Genomic DNA, 23633 nt, shown 5'->3' with positions numbered 1-23633 from the left:
ATATGCAGAAAACAGTTTTCAAAATATCAAAAATGGATTGTCCTTCTGAAGAAAATCTAATTAAGATGAAGCTATCTGATATAGATGGTATCAAACAACTTGATTTTAATTTAGAAGAAAGAATCTTAACACTATATCATAATTCAAATGTAAATGAAATTGGTAATGCCTTAAATGAATTAAAATTAAATGAAAGTTTAATCAGTTCAGAAGATACAGACACAATTATTACTGAATCTACAAGGAGTCAATCCAAACTGTTGTGGACAGTTCTAATCATCAATTTTGCATTTTTTATTATCGAAATGAGTACAGGACTTATTTCAAAATCAATGGGATTAGTTGCTGATAGTTTAGATATGTTGGCAGATTCATTTGTTTACGGATTGAGTTTAATAGCGGTTGGTGGTACAGTTTTAAAAAAGAAACGGATTGCAAAATATGCAGGCTATTTTCAGATAACACTTGCAATTATCGGAATCGTTGAGGTAATACTTAGATTTTTAGGCTATGAAGCTTTACCTGTATTTTCAACAATGATTATAGTTTCAGTATTTGCTTTGATTGCAAATGGCATTTGCTTGTACCTCTTACAAAAATCTAAAAGTCAAGAAGCACATATGCGTGCCAGTATGATTTTTACCTCTAACGATATTATAATAAATCTTGGCGTAATTACAGCAGGCGTTTTAGTCAATTGGCTGCATTCTGGTATTCCAGATTTAATTATAGGAATCATTGTATTTGGATTGGTGATACAAGGTGCATTCAGGATATTAAAATTAAGTAAGTAAAAAGTTTAACTATAAAATCAAAAAATATGGAAAATTCAAAAGAACACTCAAACAAAGGAAATTACAAAACCTTCTTTATAATGTTGGCTTGCTCATTTGTAGCAATGTACATCACAATGTATTTAAACACCTATTCCATAGACCACGTATGGTTTAGTCTAACACGATTCTATATGACGTGTTTAGGGATTTCAACAATGGCAGTAATAATGTGGTTTTTTATGCGAAAAATGTATAATGATAGAAAGAAAAACATAGCAATTCTTGCAGGTAGTTTTATTCTGTTTATAGGGGCTTTGGGGTTAGTAAGAGCACAATCACCAATAATTGGTGATGTCCTTTGGATGAAAGCAATGATACCGCATCATTCTATCGCTATTTTAACAAGTGAAAGAGCAGATATAAAAGACCCAGAAGTAAAAAAACTGGCAGAAGATATTATTGAAGCACAACGCAAGGAAATAGAAGAAATGAAAGCAATGATAAAACGATTAGAAAATGAAAACAAATAAAATATTAATCTATTTAGGATTATTAGCAGTTGGTCTATTATTGGGTTGGTTGCTTTTCGGTGGTTCATCAAAAGAAGAAGCAGACCATAATCACAATGAAGTTGAACAAACCAATCAAATGTGGACTTGCTCTATGCATCCACAAATTATGCAGCCTGAACCAGGCGATTGTCCTATTTGTGGGATGGACTTAATTCCTGCCGAAAGTGGAGCAGATGGTTTAACAGCAGATCAGTTTAAATTAACCACTAATGCTATGGCTTTAGCAAACATTCAAACCACGGTGGTTGGTAATGGTTTAGTAGAAAATGGAATCATAAAACTTTCAGGAAAAATTGCCGAAAACGAAGAAGCCAATGCAGTACAGGTAAGTTATTTCGCTGGAAGAATTGAACGTTTGAATGTGAGTTTTACAGGCGAAGAAGTTCGTAAAGGTCAATTATTGGCAACCATTTATTCGCCAGAACTCTATGCAGCACAACAAGAATTAATCACAGCAGCTTCTTTAAAAGAATCTCAACCTGCTTTATACAAAGCAGTCCGTAATAAATTGAAATTATGGAAACTCTCTGAAAATCAAATCAACCAGATTGAAGAAACAGGAAAAGTAAAAGAAAACTTTCCTGTTTATGCAACCGTTTCGGGTACTGTTACAGAAAAATTGGTAGAGCAAGGCGATTACATCAAACAAGGACAACCCTTATTAAAAATTGCCAATCTCAACACAGTTTGGGGAAACTTTGATGTGTATGAAAATCAGATTGACCGCTTTAAAAAAGGACAGGAAGTGATGATAACAACCAATGCTTATCCTAATAAAGAGTTTAAAGGTAAAGTTGATTTCATTGACCCAGTTTTAAACACGAAAACAAGAACTGTAACCTTACGTGTTGTTTTAAGCAATAAGGACGATGTATTTAAACCAGGAATGTTTGTAACCGCAAATATTGAAGGCAGTACAGCTAAAAATGATGAAGTAATATCAATTCCTGCATCTTCTGTATTATGGACAGGTGAACGTTCTGTGGTGTACCTTAAAACAAATCCAGACCAACCTATTTTTGAAATGCGTGAAATTAAATTAGGCAATCAAATTGGTAATGAATATGAAGTTGTAGAAGGTTTATTTGTTGGAAATGAAATAGTGACTAACGGAACATTTACGGTTGATGCAGCAGCACAATTACAAGGCAAAAAGTCTATGATGAATAAAGATGGTGGTAAAGTAATGACTGGACACGAAGGTCATTTAGGTATGGATAACAATGCATCTAACAAAGAAAGTGACCACACTAATATGAATGAGCGTTTGGAAGTATCAGAGAAATTTCAACAACAGTTAAATAGTGTTTACAATGCGTATATCAATTTAAAAGATGCTTTAGTAAAAGAAGATTCAATAAGTACTTCAGCAAACGCAACAACTTTATTAAATAAATTGAACAAAGTAGATATGAAATTGTTGTCAGATAATAAGGCGCATAACCATTGGATGTCATTAGAAGGCGAAATAAAATCTTCTGCAACTTCAATTTCTGAAACGTCCGATATAAAATCACAAAGAGACCATTTTAAACATTTATCATCACATCTAATCAATGCTGTACAACTATTTGGTATCAATGAAAAGGTCTATGTAGAATTTTGTCCAATGGCAGATAACAATAATGGTGCTTATTGGTTAAGCAAAGAAGAAAAAGTAATCAATCCATATTTTGGCGAAGCAATGCTAACCTGTGGTGAAGTAAAACAAGTAATAGAATAATAAATCAAGTAATAACAATTAAATTTTAAACAATGAATTTTTCAAAGAAAAATCACGAACACAAAAACAAAAATGTAATCGACGTGAGTAAAAAAGTAATTTTAAGTGTAGCTGTAATAGCAGCATTAGGTTTAACAAGTTGTAAAAACGAAACCAAAAAAGAAACAGAAACCACAACTACTGAAATGTCAAAAGATATGGCAATGACAGACCTGTCTTTTGGTGTAAGAGGAAATTGCGGAATGTGTAAAAACACTATCGAAAAAGCAGCTAACGGTGTTGAAGGTGTTGCAAGTGCTAATTGGGATGTCGATAAAAAGAAGATTGATGTGTCTTTTGATGATACAAAAACCGATGCAATGGCAATCCATAAAGCAATCGCAGCTTCAGGATATGATACCGAAAAAGTAGCAGGTGATGAAGAAGCATATGATGGTTTACCAGGTTGTTGTAAATACGACCACGAAATGATGATGAATCAATCTGGTGAAGAAGAAAGTGATGACCATTCAAATCACGACCATTAAGCAATAATGAAAGAGTCTTTTTCGGAAGGCTCTTTTTTATTCCCCACAACCCAAAACCCAGTTTTTTCGTACCTCAAAATCCTCTGTCTTTTGTGTTGTTCCGCGCGCCAATGCATAATTGGTTTTATGTCATAATACTTGTATCTAAAGCTATAATGGCACATTGCTTGTTTTATTTAAACGTCGTTATTTTATAAAATTGGTACAATAAAAAAGCAAAGAGCCATTGCCAACGCACAAACAACTATTACGCCACAAAACCAATCCCAAGCTATGTTACATAATAGAAGTTATAGTAGCAAACGGCACTTTTCAAAGGTTTGCTATCGCAGTGTTAATGCATTTTGTAGCTATAACTGGTATTATGTAAAATATCCGCTATTCCAACGCTCAAATCCGAACATATAACGATATTTTGGAAAAGCATTAAACAGTAGTAAATTAAAAAGGTTGAATTAGTTATGTATTATATTCGTTATCTCATTCAAGCTGCACAAAACCATCGTTAAGTCCAAGTATTCCTTACCTCAAGTCTTTGTTTGTTTCATTTCGTTAACAAATATAAAAGTCCACTTTTCCCCACCACCCAAGTCAGCGGTTTTAAAAAAATAGGTTCATAATATGCAGTAATACGACATAGCATATTGCTTTTTCTCGTGCCTCAAAAAAACAAAAAGCTATTGCCTAAAAGTCCTGTATAAGTAGCTTGTTTAAATGCTGTTTTATCAAACAACTATTTAAAACGCTACCCATACAAACGCTTCACCCCACGCTCAAATTGGAAATAACCTATTTTTTTAAGAGTTTATGCCCCAAAAAGTGTTGTTCAATAAATTAAATACATTTCAATATGATTACAAAAACAATCCAAATTACAGAAGTCACAGTTGATGAATTAGCGGATAAGGTAGCAGATAAATTATTGTTTAAAATTGAAGATTACCTTAAAGAACTATCAAAATCAAAAAATGATGAATTACTAACAAGACAAGAAGTAGCCGAATATTTAAGAATCAGTTTGGTAACAATACATTCTTGGAATAAACACGGAATTTTAAATCCAATTCGTATGGGCAACAGAATCTTATATAAAAAACAAGATATTTTAGATGTTTTAGAAGAACAGTCAATAAATAAAAAAAGGTAGCAAATATATGTGGCTACCACAGCCAACGCGCAAGGCTATAAAGGTCAAGCCCTACGGGTTTTGAATAAAACTTTTTTCAAAAGCATTTTTCACAATCATTAAACAATTAATCTCAAAAAACTTTTATCCAAAAACCTTGACAGCCTTATCCACGCCACAAGAGCATTAGGCTTTCTTTTTTTATTGTTTTTCTTTTAAAAAATTAATGGTGCGAAGCGTAGCGAAGCAATTTTAAATTGGATAGCTATGTCAACTTTTGAACTAAAAACACACCAAATCGGAAGAATCTACTCGCAACCTCATTTTTTTATCCTGAACAAAGGGCAAAACAGCGGAAAGCCTTTAATAAATCCTTGTCCTAATTGTTTTGTTGTATCTACATCAACCGAGGAAGATAAACAAACCCTTTACCATTTATCAATGATGTTGCAAATAGGCGGTTTTTATGCTTATTATTTAAAAGGGAGTGTTATTCCGTTTATCTCAATAGATGATTGTAGAAACACCTTAAATAATAGTTACACCTCGTTGTTAAGTGATGAGTTTGAGTTACAAAAGCATATTAATATAGTGTCAGCAATTTGTAAAAAAGAAGCTGAACTTCAAAAAGTAATTTCAAAAATGGCAGATTTAAAAGTGTCATACATACAAAATCTATTTTCTAAAAAGCAAAATCGGGCAACAAAGGGCAACAAAAACCAAATCAATCTATTAGCATAGTATTTGCCATATATTACTTGTGTTGGTTAAAGACCGTACCAAGTCCGTACCGACTTCGAACAAGTATTAATTTTAAATTTTATATACAATGGGTGTTATTTCACAAGGAATCCTGGGCGGTGTATCAGGTAAAGTAGGAAACGTAGTTGGTGCTTCTTGGAAAGGTATTGACTATTTGAGAATTAAGCCTTCAAATGTGACAAATCCACGAACAGAAGGACAAGTTAACCAAAGAAACAAGTTTACTGTTACTTTGGAGTATCTTCAACCGAATTTAGGTTTTATCAAGAAAGGGTATAAATCTTATGCGGTGCAAAAAACAGAGTTTAATGCAGCAATGTCTTATGTATTGAATAATGCGATTACAGGAGCTGCACCAAACTTTACTGTAGATTATTCTTTAGCTTTATTAAGTAGAGGTAATCTATCTGGAGCATTGAACCCTGCAACAGATTTAGCAACTGCGGGACAAGTAGAATTTACTTGGGATGATAACTCTGCTGAAGGTAATGCAAATGCAACTGATAAAGCAATGATTTTAGTTTACAATCCAAGTAAAAAAGAATCGATGTATATTCTTGATGGTGCTGATAGAACTGTAGGATCTCAAATCATTACAATTCCAAGTACCTACGCAGGGGATACTGTTGAGCTTTTTATGGCATTTATTACTACTGATGGTAGTACTGTGTCAAATAGCGTTTATTTAGGCTCTGGAACAGCTAATTAACGGTTGATGTTTAAATTATAAAACCGTTCTACACGAACGGTTTTATTTTATCGTTTAATAAGTTCTTAATTTTATCTATTATTTCTTTCCTTTGATTAGTTCTTATAATCAAATATTTGTTGCCTTATTGTTGCCTTTTTAACTTAAACCCCTTATAAATAAGGGTTTTTTAATTTCCGTTGAGGAAAGTCAGAAGCAATGAACTATAGCCGGTGTTACCTGCTGGCTTTTAATTTTTCCATTTCTAATTTCTGTTCCTCGGTTAATTCAATATTGTACAATGAAATTGACATAGAGAAGTCAGTTACTTTTTCAAGAGATATATTCTTTATTTTTTCTTTTTTAACTAAATCAGCAACTTTTTGAGTGCAAAACCTAAACATATTAGAGTTTCCATTTTCATCGGGGTTACACATAAACAAGTCCGAACCATCCCAATAATCGTCTTTAAAATAAAAACCTTTGGAATGTGGTTCTGTTGTGATTCCGATTTTATCCATTATTATTGAGTTTTTCGAATAGTCACGATATCCGCAACGTCCAGTTATAATCAATCCGTAGTATTTTTGGTCAATAAACTCATTCTTTTTTGAGTAGATTTCCACGTTGTAAGTTTTCCAACCCGAAATTCCGTTTGATTTGAATAATTCAATGATTCTTTCACTAACAATAAGAGGGAAAGCATTAGTAGTCCAAATGATGTCATAAAGAGATTTTCCGCCCATTGAGTGTTTGATAGGAATTATTTCAAGAATCTCTTTTTCTCCTCTAGAAATATCAGGTTCAGCTAAGTCAAAATTCTCAATTTCTCCTCTAAATGGTCGATTGGAATGTGTTTCTCCTATCTTATATATTTTTTCGTAGTTCAGCATTTCGTTCAGCTTGCAGGTAACTTGTTATATGCGTTATAAATGTTCTTTTATCCCTAAAAAAGATAGGGATACTACTATTTTTTTATGTTCTTAAAAGAAATATGAAATTAGGATTGAGAAATTCATAGCCTTTTTCCATTTGCAATTTTTAAGAGCTGCTAAAATACATGTTTTTTATAAATTATAGTAACAAATAGGAGGTGAATAAATTAACATAGATAAGCATATTCTAGTTGTATTTTTTTCTATTTTTAATTTATCAAGTAATGTATGCGTAAGCAAAAAATAAAATAGACAAACCAAAAATGAAAGCAGTAGAGCTTATACAACCCAATACATTTAATAACGAAAACCACTGGTATCCTAAAGCGTTGAATGCCACGATTCACCCTATGGTAAATTTCTTTTTAAACTTAGATAAAGAACGAATTATAGCTAGGTATTGCCATTTACACCCTAAAGTAAATGCAGAAAAGTTACGAGAAATTTTGTCGTATGAGTGTAAGTATTTTTTGTGGGGTGGTGCCGATTTAATCAATTCTACTTCGGCAGATGGAGATAAAAACATGGTTATTATTGAAAATAATTCATGTCCGTCAGGGCAAAAGTCAATGCCTTTGTTAGATGATAATAAAGAAGATGGAGCGTATCGTTTGCTTATAGAACGTACATTCAAACGTATTTTAGATAAAAAACGTAAGCTAGTTAAAGACGGTAGATTAGCAGTGTTTTACGATAAAAATTATATGGAAACTTCAGGATACGCTGCTGTAATTGCAGATGTTTTTAAAGAAGAAGTGTTCTTGGTTCCATTTTTTTCAAATGAAGAGAATACACATGTTAAAATAGAGGATGAAATTTTTTATTTGAAACAAGACGAAGAATGGATTCCGTTACGAGGAATTTTTAGATATGTAACTCAAAAACCATGGAATCGTTTTCCTGTAAATAGCAAAACAAAGATTTTAAATCCGATTATTACGTGTTTAGCAGGAGGAAGAAATAAAATGGTTGCAGCCAAAGCGTATGATATTTACAACACGGAGTTAGAAGAACACGGAATGAAAATTAACATACCTGATACGATTTGGGACGTGAGTAAGAATGAAATTCCACTGTGGGTAAAGAAAATGGGCGGACAAGCAGTTATTAAAATTCCATATAGTAACGCGGGTCAAGGGGTATATACCATTGTAAACGATGAGGAATTAGAGGAGTTTATGAAGCAGGATATCGAATATGAACGTTTTATTGTTCAGAGTTTAATTGGTAATTACAATTGGAGTTCGGTAAGCACCAAAGGGAAATACTACCATGTTGGTACAATGCCAAATGCTAAAGGAGAAACCTATGTGTCTGATATTCGAATGATGATTAGTAGCACCAAAGACGGTATTAAACCTTTGTGTATGTATTCGAGAAGAGCCTTGTTGCCTTTGGTAAATGATTTAGAGGATAGTAAGGATTCTTGGCAGATGTTGGGTACTAATTTATCGGTTAAATTAGGAGAAAATCAATGGACATCTGATACTAATCGTTTGTTAATTATGGATAGAAGAGATTATAACAAATTAGGTTTGGGGATTGATGATTTAATAGAAACATTTATCCAGACAGTGCTTTCTACTATTGCGATTGATAAAATGTGTATTAGCTTAATCAACGCTAATAAAAAGTTTAAAAAGAAATTATTTACATCTTTAAATAATGACAGTACGTTATTGAATGAGTTGTACTAACTGATAAAGTTTATGGGACACCAAATTGACTATATTACAGAGTTTGATGTAAATCAAACACCACAAAATTCTATTAAGAATTACTGGTTAAAAGTAACTTCAAATGCATTAGGAATTGCTACATGCATACCTATTATGGTTGCAAGAGGTAAGGAAGATGGTATTGTGTTGGGGCTTACAGCTGCGGTTCATGGAAATGAATTAAACGGAATATCAGTTATACAGCGATTGTTTAAAGATTTAGATACAAACAATTTAAAAGGAACGATTGTAGGAATTCCTATTGTAAATGTACCTTCTTTTGTTAGAGGAACCCGTGTTTTTAGTGATGGTGTAGATATTAACAGAATTATGCCAGGGAAGCATGATGGAAATACAAGTGAAGTATATGCCAATCGTTTTTTGAATTTAGTAGTAAAAAAGTTTGATTATTTGTTAGACCTTCACACTGCTAGTTTTGGTAGGGTAAATTCGTTTTATATTAGAAGTGATATGAACAATGAGGTTACTAAAAAATTAGCCTTATTACAAGATGCAGAAATCATAGTGCATACACCACCTTCAGACGGAACTTTACGTGGAGCTGCTGAAGAATTAGGGATTCCATCTATAACTATTGAAGTTGGTAATCCGCATAGTTTTCAAAAGAAAATTATAAAGAGTGGGTTAGCAGGAGTGCATAATGTATTGACTCATTTAGGAATTACCGATGATGAATATGAAACTTCTAAAAGAAACACAGTAGTTTGTAATAAATCGTATTGGATATATACTCAAGAAGGAGGATTGTTAACGGTACATGTCGATTTGAGAGATATTGTAGAAGAAGGAGATCATATTGCCACTCTAAGAGATGTTTTTGGTAATACAATTAAGAAATATTACGCACCAGAAAAAGGAATTGTGGTGGGTAAAAGTGTTAACCCTGTAAATCAATCAGGAGGACGTATTATTCACTTAGGAATTATGAGGTAAAAGTAAAAAAAGACTGCTTCAGCATATAAATAATGGTGAAGCAGTCCTTTTTATTTAATGAAACTATATATTTGAAAATTACTTCATTTCAGCAATAAACTCTTTGTTCATTTTCACGTAATCAGCATTTCCAGCTTTTTCAGCACCAGCTAATGAAGCTTTAGCAGCTTTAATAGCTCCTTTTTTATCTCCAGCTTTAGCAAGGATTAACGATTGTTGACGTAAGTACCAAAAACGAGGTTGATCTTTAGTCATATCAACTGCTTTGTTAATCCATTCTTTTGCTTTGTTAATGTCTTTTCCTTCTTGTAAATAGTAAACAGCAGAAGAAAAATAGTCGTTAGCAGAAGGACCTCCCATTACTTGTGCAATACTTTCTTCAACAGCTTTATCTGTTGGAGTATTGAATTTTACACCAACGTAAGCATTTTCCCAAAAGATACCTAACACAGCAGAATCGTTTGTTAAATCGTCAATAGACATTGTAAACGTTTCAATTTTCATTGGCATAGCCTCAACTTTAGCAGAAGTAGACACAGCTACTTTTGCGTCGTCCCACTTTTTAGGAGTTCCCCAGTTATTAGTATCAGAATAAAAAATTACTTCCCAAGAATTTTTTCCTGGTTTTGTATATAAAGCATATGTACCTTTTTTTAATGTTTTACCGTCAATAGTAACATCATCGCTAAAAGTAACTTTAGTGTTTTGATTAGCTCCTGTTCTCCAAACTTTTCCAAAAGGAACCAAATCTCCAAAAATGGCTCTTCCTTTCATGCTTGGTCTTGAATATTCAACAGTAACATCGGTTAAACCTACTTTTTGCTCTATTTTAGAAGCAGGACTCGGAGCTGGTGTTTTTAATTGGGCAGTAATGTTTGTTGATAAGGCAACAACAAACAAACTCAAAAGTATTTTTTTCATAATGATTGGTTTGTTTTAAATTTAGTTTTGTTAAAATTACAAGGAATTCTTCGGATTAATGTTAACAAAAACTTAAAATACGGTAGGTTTGTTTTAATTGATATTTGCAATCATGAAAAAATATATTTCTGAATTTATAGGAACTTTTGCCCTTATTTTCTGCGGAACAGGGGCGATGACTGTTAATGAGGTTACTAACGGAGCAGATTTAACGCATACAGGAGTGGCAATTACGTGGGGTTTGATAGTTATGGCGATGATTTATGCTTTTGGAGAAACTTCAGGAGCACATTTTAATCCTGCAGTAACTGTTGCCTTTGCCTATGCAAAAAAGTTCTCTTGGAAAGAAGTTCCTAAATATATCATAGCTCAAATATTAGGAGCTTTATTTGCAAGTGTAATGCTTTGGGTGTTGTTTCCTACAAGTGAGTTTTATGGTGCAACCATTCCGTCTATAGATCCGTGGCGCGCTTTTATATTAGAGTTACTTTTGACGTTCTTTTTAATGTTGACCATTGTTAATGTATCAACAGGAAGTAAAGAAGTAGGAGTGATGGCAGGAATTGCCATTGGAGGAGTGGTTTTATTAGAGGCTATGTTTGCTGGTTCTATGACAAAAGCATCTATGAACCCTGCTCGTTCTATTGCACCAGCATTGGTTTCTGGTCACTTAGAGCATTTTTGGTTATATATACTGGCTCCAATTTTGGGTGCTTTGTTAGCGGTGGTTTCTTGTAAATTAGTAAAAGACGATAATTGTTGTGATGAAAAGTGTTAGCATATTAGGTTGTGGATGGTTAGGAAAGGAACTAGGAATACAATTAATTAAGAAAGGATATACCGTTAAAGGTTCAACAACCTCAGTAGCAAAGTTAGACGAATTAAAGGCAGTTCATATTTACCCTTTTTTAGTAAATATTTCTGAAGATACTGAGATTACGGAATTTTTAGATACTGATGTATTGCTAATAGCAATTACATCTAAAAATATTGATGACTTTAAAAGAGTGATTTCTAAAATTGAAAAGAGTAATGTAGCAAACGTTATTTTTATCAGTTCAACTTCAGTATATCCAAGCTTAAATAAAGAAATGACAGAGGAAGATGATACTGTAGATTCTCCACTAGCTGAAATAGAAAACTTGTTTAGAAATAATGAAAATTTTCAAACAACGATACTTCGTTTTGCAGGGTTGTTTGGAGGGAACAGACAACCAGGGAATTGGTTTGTTGACAGAAAAATTCCGCATCCAAAAGGGTATGTAAATATGATTCATCGTGAGGACTGCATTGCAATCATACAACAAATTATAGCGCAAAATGTTTTTGGAGAAGTGTTTAATGCTTGTGCAAACCATCATCCAACAAGAGAGAATTTTTATATTAATGCAAGAAAGTCACTTGGAAAACCAATTCCTGAATTTGATGATTCAAAATCATTAGAGTATAAAATAATCAGTAGCGAAAAACTTCAAAAAGTATTGAACTATCAGTTTATACACAGTGATTTATTGAGTATTTAACATTTTAGCCAATAGCCAATAGCCAATAGCCAATAGCCAATAGCCAATAGCCAATTACTGACACTTCTTTTTTCTCCAATAATTAAATCCGAAACCAAACAGCGCTAACAACACTAACGGAATACCAATATTGATAAACTGCCAGTAACTTTTTTCAGCAAAAGCACGTTGTTTATCTAACAAGTTAATTTGAATAGTTTTATTACGAAGTTGAATCAATCCTGAGTCGTCTAGTAAATAATCAATCGCATTGATTAAAAATTCTTTGTTTCCAAATTGTTCTCCTGTCCATTTATCTAACGATAAATCGTGTGGTTTTCCTTTTAAAATTTGGTTGCTTCCTATATCACCATCAGCAATTACAATCATTTTGTTGGTGCCACTTTCAGGTATAAAATCAGGAGTATTAAAAGGTTTTATTCTGTTTTTATAAGCAGAAGGAATATTTCCTTCTAACAACACAGCTAATAATTGCGGACCAGCAGCAAATTCATTTTCTTGCGGCTCTTTAGCGATGCTTTGTAGCTCTACAAAATTTGGAGTCCCAATTTTTTTGGTAAGCACCGAGGTAACTAATAAAGGAGTCTTTTTTAAGTTTCCTTTTAACGTATCTATTTGTGTAGTGAATCGGAAACGAACAGGTAATACATTTTTGGTAATTGGGTGATACGGATTTCCATTTACCAATGGATGATAAAACCAGTTTAAATGTTGAAATTGGGTTTGGTTTCCTACATTTCCTGTAGCTAACGGAATTTTAGCAGCATATAAATCCTGAATCAATTTATTGTTTACACGAACTTGATATCCAAATAATAAATCAGTTAGGTTTAAGTCACGAGGGAAAGCCAACATTTTACCTTCATTATATAAACTATCGGTATCAGCGTAATTGTTATCAATCATCCACAAACTTTTTCCTCCGTTGGTAATAAACTGATCTACTGTGAATTTTTCTTCTTCGGTAAAACGTTCAGTTGGTTTTGCAATAATTGCTAAATCGTAATTTCTTAAATCTTTTAATGTTTTTTGCGGATTACTAGCAACACTATCTAGTGTAAACTTGGCCAAACGATATTTTTTACCAACTTCACTTAGTAAACTGTATTGATAAATATCTTGCAATTCACCATTACCTGCTAAAACAGCTATTTTTTGTCTTTCTTTTTGCGTAATGTTATGCAAAGCGTTAGCAAATGAATATTCTAACTTTTCAACAGCGTTTTGTAATTGAGCTTCTTGTGTTTTTGCAATGGTATTTGGTAGTAACGAAACTAATTCAGTTTTTTTACCATAAGAAACTTCAGCCCAGGGAAAAATAATAGCTTCGGATAGTTTTCCGTCTTCTTCAACAGTTAATTGACTAGGCATCATTCCTTTTTTTACCAATTGCTCACGAATATTATCAGGATTGATAAAACGGAAACGAATATTGGTATTTTTAGCTTGTAATTCTTCTAAAAACTGACGAGTTTCAATTTGCAAGCGTTTAAATTCTGCAGGAAATTCTCCTTCTAAATATACATGTATAGTTAACGGAGCATCAATTTTATCAATAAGATTTTCACTTACTTCAGATAAAGTGTAGCGTTTGTCTTGTGTTAAATCGAAACGTTTGTATACTGAGTTGGCTATATAGTTAACAACTAATAGTCCAATTAAAGCCAATACGATGTGTTGAAATTTCTTATTCATTTTTTAACTGTTGTTTAGTGATGAATAAAAAGAAAACTGTAACACTGATAAAATAGATGATATCACGTGTATCTACCACACCACGACTAATACTTTTAAAGTGTTCGTTAATACCAAACTGTTGTAAGGTGTATCCTGAGTTTCCTAAAGAAGAACTTACAGCATCAAATCCGTAGAACAAGGCAAAAGTGATGAATACACTCAGAATAAAAGCTACAATCTGATTTTTTGAAAGTGTAGAAGTAAATAACCCTACAGCGGTATAAGTTGATGCTAAAGATAACAAACCTAAATAGGATCCGATAGTACTACCTACATCTAAATTCCCAACAGGATTACCTAATTGGTATACGGTATAGGCATACGTTAGTGTTGGTAATAATGCAATAACAACTAATAAAAGCGAGGCAAAAAATTTACCTAAAACAATTTGCCAATCGGTAAGAGGTTTGGTTTTTAAAATTTCGATAGTTCCACTATTAAATTCATCTGCGAAACTTTTCATAGTAATTGCGGGAATAAGGAATAAAAACAACCATGGAGCTAAATAAAAAAAGCTGTTTAAATCAGCAAAACCAGCATTTAAAATATTGAAGTTATCTTTAAAAACCCATAAAAATAAGCCATTCACGAGTAAAAATACTCCAATTACCAAATAGGCAATAGGTGAGGCAAAAAATGAGTTAAATTCTTTTTTTAGTAATGGAAACATACTTAATGTTAAATGTTTAGTTGTTTTATAAGGCTATCGTCTAATGCCTAACGGCTATGGTATCGAAGCTACTTTATCAACACTCCAAGCAAGAGGTTTGTCATTAAATAATACTTTGGTTTGTGCCCAAACACCTTTAAATAAATCAGAATTTCTATAATTTTCTAAATCTTGTTCAGCATCCCAATAGCTGTAAGTAAAAAAAATGTTTGGATTAGTCTTATCTCTGTACAGTTCTAATAAACGACAACCCGGTGAATTTCGTATAAATTCTTTTTTAGTATTGAAGTTGTTTAAAAATTCTTCAATCTTTTCTGGTTGAAAGCTCATCTTTACTATTCGTACAAACATATCGTTAATTTATAGGTGTAAATTCTGGTGTAACTGGGTTTTCAAATTCAACAGTAATAGTATCACGATACTCTAACCCAAGTAAGGTAGAAGCACCTCCAACAGTTTCTAAATTACTTCGATAGATGGCAATTTCTAAAAAACCTGCAGAGTTAAAAATAGCCAATTTTTCTCCGTCATGCTGACCATTGTTTTCAATCGAATAATCGACAATTTCATTATATCGGCTAAAAATTTTGGTAAAGGTATAACGTCTGGCAGTAACTTTAAAATCACGACCTTTCCCAACTGTGTTAAATAATTTTTGGCTAATATTAGTAATTACATTTCCGTAGTTATCAATGTAAATAACACCGCCAGCAATACTAGTTTTTTGTTCGTTTACTTTTGGCTGAATTTCAATAATCTGCTTATAAGAATCAATCTCTCTACCAATAACACTTAAACTACCGCCACGAGCAATATGACTAGCAACTTGTACAAACACATCTAATACAGGAAAACTACTTTCTACACGATTATGAATATTGATTTCAAAAATTTTAGTAGGTTTAATTTCTGAAGCAATCATAGAAATTAATCCGTTATCAGGACAAATAAAATAATGATTGTCCAGTTCTAAAGCAATGTGTTTATTTTGAATACTTAATTCAGAATCAACTCCAATTACATGAATGGTTTTATCAGGAAAACTCTTGTAGGCGTTTTTTAAAATATAAGCCGTTTCTGTAATGTTAAAAGGAGAGATTTGATGCGTTATATCTACGATCTTAGCATCAGGTAATTCTGAGTATATAGCCCCTTTTACAGCCCCTACAAAGTGGTCTTTAGTTCCAAAATCAGTAGTTAATGTGATAAGAGACATTAAGTTAGGTATTTGTTAATTAGTTTGTGAAAAATTATGCTGAATTTTTAAACAAAACTACGCATTTCGACAAAAATAATCATTATTTTTAGAGTGAATAATCTTAAAACTTTTGTCATTTGAACGAACGCATAATTGAATTAACAGAAATCAATCCAAATGATTTCTTTGGAGCTCAAAATAGCACAATTACTCAGTTAAAAACCTTCTTTCCTAAAGTAAAAATTGTAGCAAGAGGAAACAAATTAAAGATTTTTGGTGAAGCAGAATTATTGGACGAGTTTGAAAAGCGCTTAGAAATGCTTATCAAATACTTCAATAGATATAATAAACTTGATGAAAATAGTATTGAACGTATTTTAACATCAACTGGTAAAGAAGAAGAAATTCGTAGATCAGGAAATTCAAAAGATGTTTTAGTACACGGTGTTAGCGGAAAGCTAATCAAAGCGCAAACAGCTAATCAACACAAAATGGTGGAGTTAATGCAAAAAAACGATATGTTATTTGCAGTTGGTCCAGCAGGAACAGGAAAAACATATACAGCGGTAGCATTAGCGGTAAAAGCATTAAAAGAAAAAGAAGTTAGACGTATTATTTTAACAAGACCCGCAGTAGAATCGGGTGAAAACTTAGGGTTTCTTCCAGGAGATTTGAAAGAAAAGTTAGATCCGTATATGCAACCTTTATACGATGCGTTACGAGATATGATTCCGCATGAAAAACTACAAGCGTATCTTGAAAATGGAACGATTCAAATAGCTCCTTTAGCATTTATGCGTGGTCGTACACTAGATAATGCTTTCGTAATTTTAGATGAAGCACAAAATACAACGCATTCGCAAATGAAAATGTTTTTAACACGTATGGGAATGCACGCTAAGTTTATCATTACAGGCGACCCTGGTCAGATCGATTTACCACGAAGACAAGTATCAGGATTAAAAGAATCATTGTTGGCTTTGAAAGATATTGATGGAATAGCTCAGGTATATTTAGATGATAAAGATGTAATCCGTCACCGATTGGTTAAAAAGATTATCACAGCTTATAAAAGTATAGAAACCGAGTAGTTTTTAGTTGTCAGTATTTTGCGATTAGTTTACATTTGCGGGCAACAACACAACAACAAGAAAATGAATACAATTAACGAAACTAACTTTCAGTTTCCAGGGCAAAAGACAGTTTACAAAGGAAAAGTAAGAGAAGTTTACAATATCAATAATGATTTATTGGTAATGATTGCTTCAGACCGTCTTTCTGCATTTGATGTAATTTTACCACGTCAAATTCCTTTTAAAGGGCAAATTTTAAATCAAATTGCTACCAAAATGATGAATGACACTGCAGATGTTGTTCCGAATTGGTTAATAGCAAATCCAGATGAAAATGTAGCAGTAGGTCATTTATGTGAACCTTTTAAAGTAGAAATGGTTATCCGTGGATATTTGTCGGGTCACGCAGCTCGTGAATACGCAGCAGGAAAAAGAACACTTTGTGGTGTTGCTATGCCTGAAGGAATGAAAGAGAATGATAAGTTCCCTCAACCAATCATTACACCTTCAACAAAAGCTGACAATGGAGAGCATGATGAAGATATCTCTCGTGAAGATATTTTAGCTAAAGGAATTGTTTCAGAAGAAGACTATTTAGTATTAGAAGACTACACAAGAAAGTTATTTCAAAGAGGAACCGAATTGGCTGCTAAAAGAGGATTGATTTTAGTAGATACCAAATACGAGTTTGGAAAAACGAAAGATGGTAAAATTGTATTGATTGATGAAATTCATACACCAGACTCTTCTCGTTATTTTTATGCGGATGGATATGCTGAGCGCCAAGAGAAAGGAGAAAAGCAAAAACAATTATCTAAAGAGTTTGTACGTCAATGGTTAATTGAAAATGGTTTTCAAGGAAAAGAGGGACAACAAATTCCTGAAATGTCAGATGCTAAAATCAATGAAATTTCAAATAGGTATATAGAGTTGTACGAGCAAATTACAGGAGAAGCTTTTGTAAAAGCAAATACAGAAGATGTACTAGAAAGAATAGAAAAAAATGTAACTACATTTTTACAAAACAGATAAGAAAAGAGAAGCAAACGCTTCTCTTTTTCATTTAAAATTATCTTAAAACTATCTTGTTAATCAGGTGGCATTTATTTTTTTCGTAACTTTTACGAATTCTAAAAACTACCCAAAATGCCAAATTACACATTAAAAATTAACGGAAAATCGGTATCCTTTACAGCAGATGCTGATACACCATTGTTGTGGGTTTTACGTGATGAACTCGATATGGTAGGAACCAAATTCGGTTGCGGAATAGCGCAATGTGGTGCTTGTACCGTTCATGTAGACGGAACAGCAATGAGAAGTTGTCAATTACAAGTTTCTATGTTGGATGGTGAAGAAATAACAACCATTGAAGGGTTATCAACTGAAGGCAATCATCCATTACAAGAAGCTTGGAAGGAAGTAGATGTCCCACAATGTGGATATTGCCAAGCAGGTCAAATAATGACAGCCGCTTCTTTTTTAAAGGAAAATCCAAATCCTTCAAAAGAAGAAATAAGAGAAGCAATGCAGGGAAACATTTGTCGTTGTGCTGCATATAACAGAATAGAAAAAGCAGTTGCTTTAGCAGCAGAAAAAATGTCTTAAATTTTTCAATTATGAGCACACAAGAAAACAAGTATACTTTTAGTAGAAGAAATTTTTTAAGAGCCTCAGCATTGGCTAGTGGAGGAATCATGATCGGATTTAATTTATTCACAGCATGTAAGCCTAATGTAAAACCATCTGTTGACGTTGAAAATTTAAATTTCAATGACTTTAATGCGTTTATAAAAATATCTGATGAAGGTTATGTAACTATTTACTCTCCCAATCCAGAAATAGGGCAAGGGGTAAAAACTTCAATGCCGATGATTATTGCTGAAGAATTAGATGTAGATTGGGATAAAGTACATGTAGTACAAGCCCCACTAGATACTAAAAATTATACTCGTCAATTGGCAGGAGGAAGTCAGTCTATTCGTCATGGATGGACTGCTTTGAGACAAACAGGAGCTACAACAAAGCAAATGCTGATTAATGCAGCAGCTGTTAAATGGGGGGTAGATGCAGCTACTTGTTCGGCATCAAAAGGTGTAATTACCAATGCGAATGGAGATAAGTTAGGATATGGAGAAGTAGTAAAAGAAGCAGCAGCGATAGAAGTTCCAGAAAATGTAACATTAAAAAATCCTTCGGAATTTTCTATCATAGGTAAAAACGCTACAAACGTAGACTTAGATAAAATAGTAACAGGTAAACCATTATTTGGATTAGATTATAAAGAAGAAGGAATGGTATATGCTGCGGTTGTAAGACCTCCTTCTTTTGGTGAAGAATTAGAATCGTTCGATGCGTCTGAAGCTAAAAAAGTTTCAGGAGTTATCGATGTTGTTACTATTGGAGAAAAAGCAAGAAACTTTATTGAATCTGGTAAAAATAACTGGACTTTCAAATTGTCAAAATCAGACAAGGTAGTTGTGCTTGCAGAAAATACTTGGGCAGCAATCAAAGGAGCAAAAGCGATTAAAGCTAATTGGAAACCAGGATCTCAACTTGAAGATACAAAACTTCATGATGAAAAGCTGTTAAGTCTATTAGATGGAAATAAATTTGATATAAGAAGAGAAGATGGAGATGTGAATAAGGCATTTTCAGAAGCTGATAAAGTTATAGAACGTACATATCATTCGCCTTTCTTACCACATAATTGTATGGAGCCTATGAATTTCTTTGCGAATATAACTCCTGATAAAGTCCATTTGGTAGGGCCTGTGCAAACTCCAGAGTACGCAGCTCAAGTGGCATCAGAAATGTTAGGTAGAGATTTAGAACAAGTCCATGTAGAAATGACTAGAATGGGAGGTGGTTTTGGAAGAAGATTGTATGGCGATTTTGTATATGAAGCACTCGAAATATCTGATAAAATTAAGAAGCCAATAAAAATGGTTTCGACAAGAGAAGAAGATATAACAAGTGGTATTTATCGACCAGCAATTAAATATAGAATAGCAGCATCAATAAAAGACGGGAAAATAACAGGATATCATTTAAAAGAAGCAGCAATTAATGATAATATGTATGATTTAATTCCACATTTTTTCCCTGCAGGATGTATTCCAAATTATAAAGTTTCAACAGCTAATTATAGGAGTAATATTACTACAGGCGCTTGGAGAGCACCATATACCAATTTCCTAGGATATGCTGAACAATCATTTTTTGATGAATTAGCAACTGAGTTAAATCAAGATCCAGTTCAGTTGCGTTTAGACTTATTAGAAAATGTAAAAGGCACTGAAGATAAAAGAATAGAATATTCAGGGAAGAGAATGCAAGATGCGATTCGATTGGCTGCGGAAAAAGGCGGTTGGGGAAAAGCCAAAGAAGGAGTTTTTCAAGGTTTCTCTGCATATTATAGTCATAATTCACATGTAGCAGAAGTAGCAGAAGTAGAGGTGAAAGATGGAATTCCTGTGGTAACAAAAGTAGTAGCGGCGGTAGATTGTGGTATTGTTGTAAATCCTACTGGTGCGATCAATCAAGTAGCTGGTGGAGTTATCGATGGTATAGGACATGCAATGTATGGAAATTTAACTTTTGAAGATGGGAAGCCTTCTAGTAGAAACTTTGATAGTTATAGATTAATACGAATGAATGAAACTCCAAAAGTAGAAGTTCACTTTGTTCAAAACGAGTTGTCTCCAACAGGTTTAGGAGAACCAGGTTTACCACCAGCAGGTGGTGCTGTAGCGAATGCAATTCATAAAGCTTTAGGAAAGAGACTATATAAACAGCCATTTATAGAAGAACTAAAATCAAACGTTTTAGGTTAAAAAATAAAAAAGAAGTAAAAGGTGCCTAATTAGGCACCTTTCTTCATTATATATTAATTATGCTACAGACAATTTTTGAAAATCTGTTAAAAAAGCACTATTTTCGCAACCTATAAAAATCAAAAATAATAATGGTTAAAGATTTATTTGAAAGAATTAAGGGGGATAAAGGACCTTTAGGAAAATGGGCAGATAAAGCAGAAGGATATTATGTGTTTCCTAAATTAGAAGGACCAATTTCTAACCGTATGTCTTTCAATGGAAAAAAAGTAATTACTTGGAGTATCAATGATTATTTAGGATTAGCAAATCATCCAGAAGTATTAAAAGCTGACGGAGAATCTGCAGCAGCAGATGGTTTAGCATACCCGATGGGGGCTCGTATGATGTCAGGTCATACAAAATACCATGAGCAACTAGAAAAAGAGTGCGCTGAGTTTGTTGGAAAAGAAGCTTCTTATTTAGTAAACTTCGGGTACCAAGGTATGGTGTCTGCGATTGATGCTTTAGTTTCTAAAGACGATATTATTGTATATGACGTAGATACGCATGCTTGTATTATTGACGGTGTTCGTTTGCATGCAGGTAAACGTTTTGTTTACCGCCATAACGATATTGAAAGTTGTGAGAAAAACTTACAACGTGCTACTAAAATGGCAGAAAAAACTGGAGGAGGAATTTTATTAGTTTCTGAAGGAGTTTTTGGTATGCGTGGTGAGCAAGGACGATTAAAAGAAATCGTAGCTTTAAAAGAAAAATATAATTTCCGTTTATTAGTAGATGATGCTCATGGATTCGGAACTTTAGGTGAAGGAGGAAGAGGAACAGGATTCGAGCAAGGAGTTCAAGACGGAATCGATGTGTACTTCGCTACTTTTGCTAAATCTATGGCAGGTATCGGAGCATTTTTTGCCGGAGATAAAGATGTAGTACAGTACTTACAGTACAATATGAGATCTCAAATGTTTGCGAAATCATTACCAATGCCAATGGTAAAAGGAGCATTAAAACGTTTAGATTTAATCCGTACCCAACCTGAATTAAAAGATAAACTGTGGGAAGTAACCAATGCTTTACAATCAGGGTTACGCAACGCAGGGTTTGATTTAGGAACGACACAAACATGTATCACTCCTGTATATTTAAAAGGAGATATTCCAGAAGCTATGGCAATGGTGAATGATTTAAGAGAAAATCATGGAGTTTTCTGTTCAATCGTTGTGTATCCTGTAATTCCAAAGGGATTAATTATTTTAAGATTAATTCCTACAGCACGTCATACAATGGATGATGTTACGGAAACAATCGAAGCATTTACAGCTATCCGTGAAAAATTAGAAAACGGAACATATAAGAAAGTAGCTGAATCAATAATGGCTGAATAATCCAAAATTGAAAAATAGAATAAAAAACTCATGAAATATTTCATGAGTTTTTTTGTTTTAAAACAGAAATGATACATTTGGAATTCTTTTTGTACATAAAAATTACATGAAAAAACTCCTTTATCTATATACAATATTATTTGCAGTAGCAATACAGGCACAAATAAAAGATTCGCTGCCAAACTTTAACGATGAGTACATTCTTATTAAAGAAGGAGACAGTTTAATGATAAGGTTAAATGAAGTAACCGTCTTACCAAAACATAAGTTTAAAGAGAAAAACGATATCTTATATTATTATTGGTTGCGAAAAAAAGTATTCAAAGCATATCCTTATGCAATTTTAGCAGCAAAAAGAGTAGATAGTGTTAATGTGCGTTTAGAAAGAATAGATTCTAAAAGAAAAAAGCGTGAATATGTAAAACGTGTTCAAAAATACCTAGAAGAAGAATTAACAGCGCCATTAAAAAAACTAACAAGAACAGAAGGAAGAATTTTATTGAAGTTAATTCATCGCCAAACAGGAAAAACAGCTTTTGATAATGTGAAAGAAATACGAAGTGGATGGAAGGCTTTTTGGTATAACACTACAGCAAATATGTTTAAGTTGTCATTGAAATCCGAATACCAACCAGAAACCGAAAATGAAGATTATTTGGTTGAAGATATTCTTCAACGAGCCTATATAGATGAAAAGTTAGAGTACCAATATCCAAAACTACAAAAAGACTACATGGTTATTGTGTCAAAGAGTAGGGGCTATGTAGATGTTTCGGAGTACAAGGCTATGTTTTCGAAGCTGCAAAAGAAGCGAGATCGCAAGAAAAAGAAGAAGTAGTTGTTGGTAACTTAAGCAGAGATGTTACATCACCCCTAATTTTTAGAGTTTTTAAGTAGGCTTACAAAGTTAATAAATGAAGGAAGAGTCCTTAAAAAGGGAGATTTATTAAAGAGATCCAAGCTCAAAACCAAAAAACTTCCGAACGTAAAGCATTAATTTTTAAAGTATTAAAAAAGGCTTGTAAAAAAAGGCAAAAAAAGTGCTTGTTATAAGGAAAAAGGTATCTATATTTGCATCCGCAAACGGAAAAGCGGTAAGCTTAAGAAGTTAGTAATAGTTCATTAAAATAGGGAGTAAGATACGTAAAGAAAAGGTTAAAAAATATTATAATTTTTTCTTGTTTTATTAAAGTTAAACGTAGTATCTTTGCAGTCCGATTTTAACGGGAAGAGTTCATTAAAATAGTGCAGTAAACAAACAAAAAAAACTTCAAAAAAGTTTTTGTCAGAATAAAAAGAGTTTGTATGTTTGCACCCGCTTTAAGAGAGCGGTTACGATCAGAGAGATTTTGGAAAGCGATAAGCTACTAGTTCGAGTCTAGTGTTTCTACAAGAAGGTTGAGTTAAAGAGATGAGTTTAAGGCTTGTTATTGGCGACTCGCCACGTTCATTGAAAATATTGAAATTGACAGCGTAATTAAAAGAGTAGAATTACCACGGATAATCTAA

The 23633-nt window shown here is 33.0% G+C and carries 23 protein-coding genes; 17 read left to right on the top strand and 6 right to left on the bottom strand.

Going from position 1 to position 23633, the window contains the following annotated elements:
* The first annotated feature begins 2 nt into the window (after positions 1-2).
* The 7 genes from ACR9ES_RS02845 to ACR9ES_RS02815 all read left to right on the top strand — a co-directional run bounded on the left by ACR9ES_RS02845 (position 3) and on the right by ACR9ES_RS02815 (position 6195).
* Entirely contained in the window at positions 3-794 is a 792-nt protein-coding gene (locus ACR9ES_RS02845) for a cation transporter (RefSeq protein ID WP_435255023.1), read from the top strand.
* A 26-nt stretch (positions 795-820) separates the two neighbouring features.
* Complete coding sequence (locus tag ACR9ES_RS02840) at positions 821-1306, top strand: DUF305 domain-containing protein (protein ID WP_106678902.1); 486 nt, start codon at positions 821-823, stop codon at positions 1304-1306.
* Positions 1293-3071, top strand: a complete 1779-nt coding sequence (locus ACR9ES_RS02835) for an efflux RND transporter periplasmic adaptor subunit (RefSeq protein ID WP_147130664.1) — start codon at positions 1293-1295, stop codon at positions 3069-3071. Before ACR9ES_RS02840 ends, ACR9ES_RS02835 begins: the two co-directional genes overlap by 14 nt.
* Before the next feature lie 32 nt (positions 3072-3103).
* Positions 3104-3598, top strand: coding sequence for a heavy-metal-associated domain-containing protein (locus ACR9ES_RS02830; protein WP_051881039.1), 495 nt, complete (start codon positions 3104-3106; stop codon positions 3596-3598).
* An 850-nt stretch (positions 3599-4448) separates the two neighbouring features.
* Positions 4449-4745 carry a helix-turn-helix domain-containing protein gene (locus ACR9ES_RS02825; protein ID WP_111126185.1) on the top strand — a complete coding sequence of 99 codons (297 nt, stop codon included), beginning with the start codon at positions 4449-4451 and terminating at the stop codon, positions 4743-4745.
* A 246-nt stretch (positions 4746-4991) separates the two neighbouring features.
* Complete coding sequence (locus tag ACR9ES_RS02820) at positions 4992-5465, top strand: DUF6943 family protein (protein ID WP_111126184.1); 474 nt, start codon at positions 4992-4994, stop codon at positions 5463-5465.
* An 88-nt stretch (positions 5466-5553) separates the two neighbouring features.
* Positions 5554-6195 (top strand): DUF6266 family protein, encoded by a 642-nt coding sequence (locus tag ACR9ES_RS02815; RefSeq protein WP_111126183.1) that lies wholly within the window; start codon positions 5554-5556, stop codon positions 6193-6195.
* A 215-nt stretch (positions 6196-6410) separates the two neighbouring features.
* Here ACR9ES_RS02815 and ACR9ES_RS02810 read toward each other — a convergent pair whose 3' ends face one another.
* Positions 6411-7067 carry a hypothetical protein gene (locus tag ACR9ES_RS02810; RefSeq protein WP_408035868.1) on the bottom strand — a complete coding sequence of 219 codons (657 nt, stop codon included), beginning with the start codon at positions 7065-7067 and terminating at the stop codon, positions 6411-6413.
* 305 nt (positions 7068-7372) lie between these two features.
* Between ACR9ES_RS02810 and ACR9ES_RS02805 the strand changes: the two genes are divergently transcribed.
* Positions 7373-8806 carry a hypothetical protein gene (locus ACR9ES_RS02805; RefSeq protein ID WP_435255022.1) on the top strand — a complete coding sequence of 478 codons (1434 nt, stop codon included), beginning with the start codon at positions 7373-7375 and terminating at the stop codon, positions 8804-8806.
* Between the two features lie 12 nt (positions 8807-8818).
* Positions 8819-9781, top strand: a complete 963-nt coding sequence (locus ACR9ES_RS02800; protein ID WP_299003322.1) for a succinylglutamate desuccinylase/aspartoacylase family protein — start codon at positions 8819-8821, stop codon at positions 9779-9781.
* Between the two features lie 78 nt (positions 9782-9859).
* Here ACR9ES_RS02800 and ACR9ES_RS02795 read toward each other — a convergent pair whose 3' ends face one another.
* Positions 9860-10702, bottom strand: coding sequence for a DUF2911 domain-containing protein (locus tag ACR9ES_RS02795; protein WP_299035203.1), 843 nt, complete (start codon positions 10700-10702; stop codon positions 9860-9862).
* Positions 10703-10814: 112 nt separating this feature from the next.
* Between ACR9ES_RS02795 and ACR9ES_RS02790 the strand changes: the two genes are divergently transcribed.
* Complete coding sequence (locus tag ACR9ES_RS02790; protein ID WP_435255021.1) at positions 10815-11480, top strand: MIP/aquaporin family protein; 666 nt, start codon at positions 10815-10817, stop codon at positions 11478-11480.
* The gene (locus tag ACR9ES_RS02785) at positions 11467-12225 is read left to right on the top strand and encodes an NAD(P)-binding domain-containing protein (protein WP_435255020.1); all 759 of its coding nucleotides are present in this window, start codon (positions 11467-11469) and stop codon (positions 12223-12225) included. Before ACR9ES_RS02790 ends, ACR9ES_RS02785 begins: the two co-directional genes overlap by 14 nt.
* Positions 12226-12279: 54 nt before the next feature.
* Here the strand turns inward: ACR9ES_RS02785 and gldG are convergent, their stop codons facing one another.
* The 4 genes from gldG to ACR9ES_RS02765 are packed head-to-tail and all read right to left on the bottom strand — an operon-like array spanning position 12280 to position 15848.
* A complete protein-coding gene (gene gldG, locus ACR9ES_RS02780; protein WP_435255019.1) occupies positions 12280-13920 on the bottom strand; it encodes a gliding motility-associated ABC transporter substrate-binding protein GldG in 1641 nt (546 codons plus the stop codon).
* The gene (gene gldF, locus ACR9ES_RS02775) at positions 13913-14632 is read right to left on the bottom strand and encodes a gliding motility-associated ABC transporter permease subunit GldF (RefSeq protein WP_435255018.1); all 720 of its coding nucleotides are present in this window, start codon (positions 14630-14632) and stop codon (positions 13913-13915) included. Before gldF ends, gldG begins: the two co-directional genes overlap by 8 nt.
* Positions 14633-14686: 54 nt before the next feature.
* Positions 14687-14983 (bottom strand): putative quinol monooxygenase, encoded by a 297-nt coding sequence (locus ACR9ES_RS02770; protein ID WP_435255017.1) that lies wholly within the window; start codon positions 14981-14983, stop codon positions 14687-14689.
* Positions 14984-14987: 4 nt separating this feature from the next.
* On the bottom strand, positions 14988-15848 hold the full coding sequence (locus ACR9ES_RS02765; RefSeq protein ID WP_435255016.1) for an SAM hydrolase/SAM-dependent halogenase family protein: 861 nt from the start codon (positions 15846-15848) through the stop codon (positions 14988-14990).
* A 119-nt stretch (positions 15849-15967) separates the two neighbouring features.
* Between ACR9ES_RS02765 and ACR9ES_RS02760 the strand changes: the two genes are divergently transcribed.
* The 6 genes from ACR9ES_RS02760 (at position 15968) to ACR9ES_RS02735 (ending at position 22962) form a co-directional block, all read left to right on the top strand.
* Complete coding sequence (locus ACR9ES_RS02760; protein ID WP_274634972.1) at positions 15968-16921, top strand: PhoH family protein; 954 nt, start codon at positions 15968-15970, stop codon at positions 16919-16921.
* 63 nt (positions 16922-16984) lie between these two features.
* Positions 16985-17935 (top strand): phosphoribosylaminoimidazolesuccinocarboxamide synthase, encoded by a 951-nt coding sequence (locus ACR9ES_RS02755; RefSeq protein ID WP_435255015.1) that lies wholly within the window; start codon positions 16985-16987, stop codon positions 17933-17935.
* Positions 17936-18049: 114 nt separating this feature from the next.
* On the top strand, positions 18050-18511 hold the full coding sequence (locus ACR9ES_RS02750; RefSeq protein ID WP_120186915.1) for a (2Fe-2S)-binding protein: 462 nt from the start codon (positions 18050-18052) through the stop codon (positions 18509-18511).
* 11 nt (positions 18512-18522) lie between these two features.
* Positions 18523-20739: a molybdopterin cofactor-binding domain-containing protein gene (locus ACR9ES_RS02745; protein WP_435255014.1), complete on the top strand. Its 2217-nt coding sequence runs from the start codon at positions 18523-18525 to the stop codon at positions 20737-20739.
* Positions 20740-20870: 131 nt separating this feature from the next.
* Positions 20871-22124, top strand: coding sequence for an aminotransferase class I/II-fold pyridoxal phosphate-dependent enzyme (locus tag ACR9ES_RS02740; protein WP_435255013.1), 1254 nt, complete (start codon positions 20871-20873; stop codon positions 22122-22124).
* Positions 22125-22230: 106 nt separating this feature from the next.
* Positions 22231-22962: a DUF4294 domain-containing protein gene (locus ACR9ES_RS02735; RefSeq protein WP_435255012.1), complete on the top strand. Its 732-nt coding sequence runs from the start codon at positions 22231-22233 to the stop codon at positions 22960-22962.
* Positions 22963-23633 lie beyond the last annotated feature (671 nt).

The organism is Tenacibaculum sp. A30 (assembly GCF_051200845.1).
Lineage (GTDB): Bacteria > Bacteroidota > Bacteroidia > Flavobacteriales > Flavobacteriaceae > Polaribacter.
Note: the sequence above shows the minus strand (reverse complement) of the source record. Positions and strands in the feature narration are given on the sequence as shown.

Excerpts from the sequence above, each read along its gene's own strand:
- ACR9ES_RS02840 (WP_106678902.1), top strand. The coding sequence starts at position 821 with ATGGAAAATTCAAAAGAACACTCAAACAAAGGAAATTACAAAACCTTC.
- ACR9ES_RS02735 (WP_435255012.1), top strand. The coding sequence starts at position 22,231 with ATGAAAAAACTCCTTTATCTATATACAATATTATTTGCAGTAGCAATA.
- gldF (WP_435255018.1), bottom strand. The coding sequence starts at position 14,632 with ATGTTTCCATTACTAAAAAAAGAATTTAACTCATTTTTTGCCTCACCT.
- ACR9ES_RS02785 (WP_435255020.1), top strand. The coding sequence starts at position 11,467 with ATGAAAAGTGTTAGCATATTAGGTTGTGGATGGTTAGGAAAGGAACTA.
- ACR9ES_RS02830 (WP_051881039.1), top strand. The coding sequence starts at position 3,104 with ATGAATTTTTCAAAGAAAAATCACGAACACAAAAACAAAAATGTAATC.
- ACR9ES_RS02820 (WP_111126184.1), top strand. The coding sequence starts at position 4,992 with ATGTCAACTTTTGAACTAAAAACACACCAAATCGGAAGAATCTACTCG.
- ACR9ES_RS02740 (WP_435255013.1), top strand. The coding sequence starts at position 20,871 with ATGGTTAAAGATTTATTTGAAAGAATTAAGGGGGATAAAGGACCTTTA.
- gldG (WP_435255019.1), bottom strand. The coding sequence starts at position 13,920 with ATGAATAAGAAATTTCAACACATCGTATTGGCTTTAATTGGACTATTA.
- ACR9ES_RS02790 (WP_435255021.1), top strand. The coding sequence starts at position 10,815 with ATGAAAAAATATATTTCTGAATTTATAGGAACTTTTGCCCTTATTTTC.
- ACR9ES_RS02795 (WP_299035203.1), bottom strand. The coding sequence starts at position 10,702 with ATGAAAAAAATACTTTTGAGTTTGTTTGTTGTTGCCTTATCAACAAAC.
- ACR9ES_RS02800 (WP_299003322.1), top strand. The coding sequence starts at position 8,819 with ATGGGACACCAAATTGACTATATTACAGAGTTTGATGTAAATCAAACA.
- ACR9ES_RS02745 (WP_435255014.1), top strand. The coding sequence starts at position 18,523 with ATGAGCACACAAGAAAACAAGTATACTTTTAGTAGAAGAAATTTTTTA.
- ACR9ES_RS02805 (WP_435255022.1), top strand. The coding sequence starts at position 7,373 with ATGAAAGCAGTAGAGCTTATACAACCCAATACATTTAATAACGAAAAC.
- ACR9ES_RS02845 (WP_435255023.1), top strand. The coding sequence starts at position 3 with ATGCAGAAAACAGTTTTCAAAATATCAAAAATGGATTGTCCTTCTGAA.
- ACR9ES_RS02755 (WP_435255015.1), top strand. The coding sequence starts at position 16,985 with ATGAATACAATTAACGAAACTAACTTTCAGTTTCCAGGGCAAAAGACA.
- ACR9ES_RS02810 (WP_408035868.1), bottom strand. The coding sequence starts at position 7,067 with ATGCTGAACTACGAAAAAATATATAAGATAGGAGAAACACATTCCAAT.
- ACR9ES_RS02835 (WP_147130664.1), top strand. The coding sequence starts at position 1,293 with ATGAAAACAAATAAAATATTAATCTATTTAGGATTATTAGCAGTTGGT.
- ACR9ES_RS02825 (WP_111126185.1), top strand. The coding sequence starts at position 4,449 with ATGATTACAAAAACAATCCAAATTACAGAAGTCACAGTTGATGAATTA.
- ACR9ES_RS02770 (WP_435255017.1), bottom strand. The coding sequence starts at position 14,983 with ATGTTTGTACGAATAGTAAAGATGAGCTTTCAACCAGAAAAGATTGAA.
- ACR9ES_RS02750 (WP_120186915.1), top strand. The coding sequence starts at position 18,050 with ATGCCAAATTACACATTAAAAATTAACGGAAAATCGGTATCCTTTACA.
- ACR9ES_RS02815 (WP_111126183.1), top strand. The coding sequence starts at position 5,554 with ATGGGTGTTATTTCACAAGGAATCCTGGGCGGTGTATCAGGTAAAGTA.
- ACR9ES_RS02765 (WP_435255016.1), bottom strand. The coding sequence starts at position 15,848 with ATGTCTCTTATCACATTAACTACTGATTTTGGAACTAAAGACCACTTT.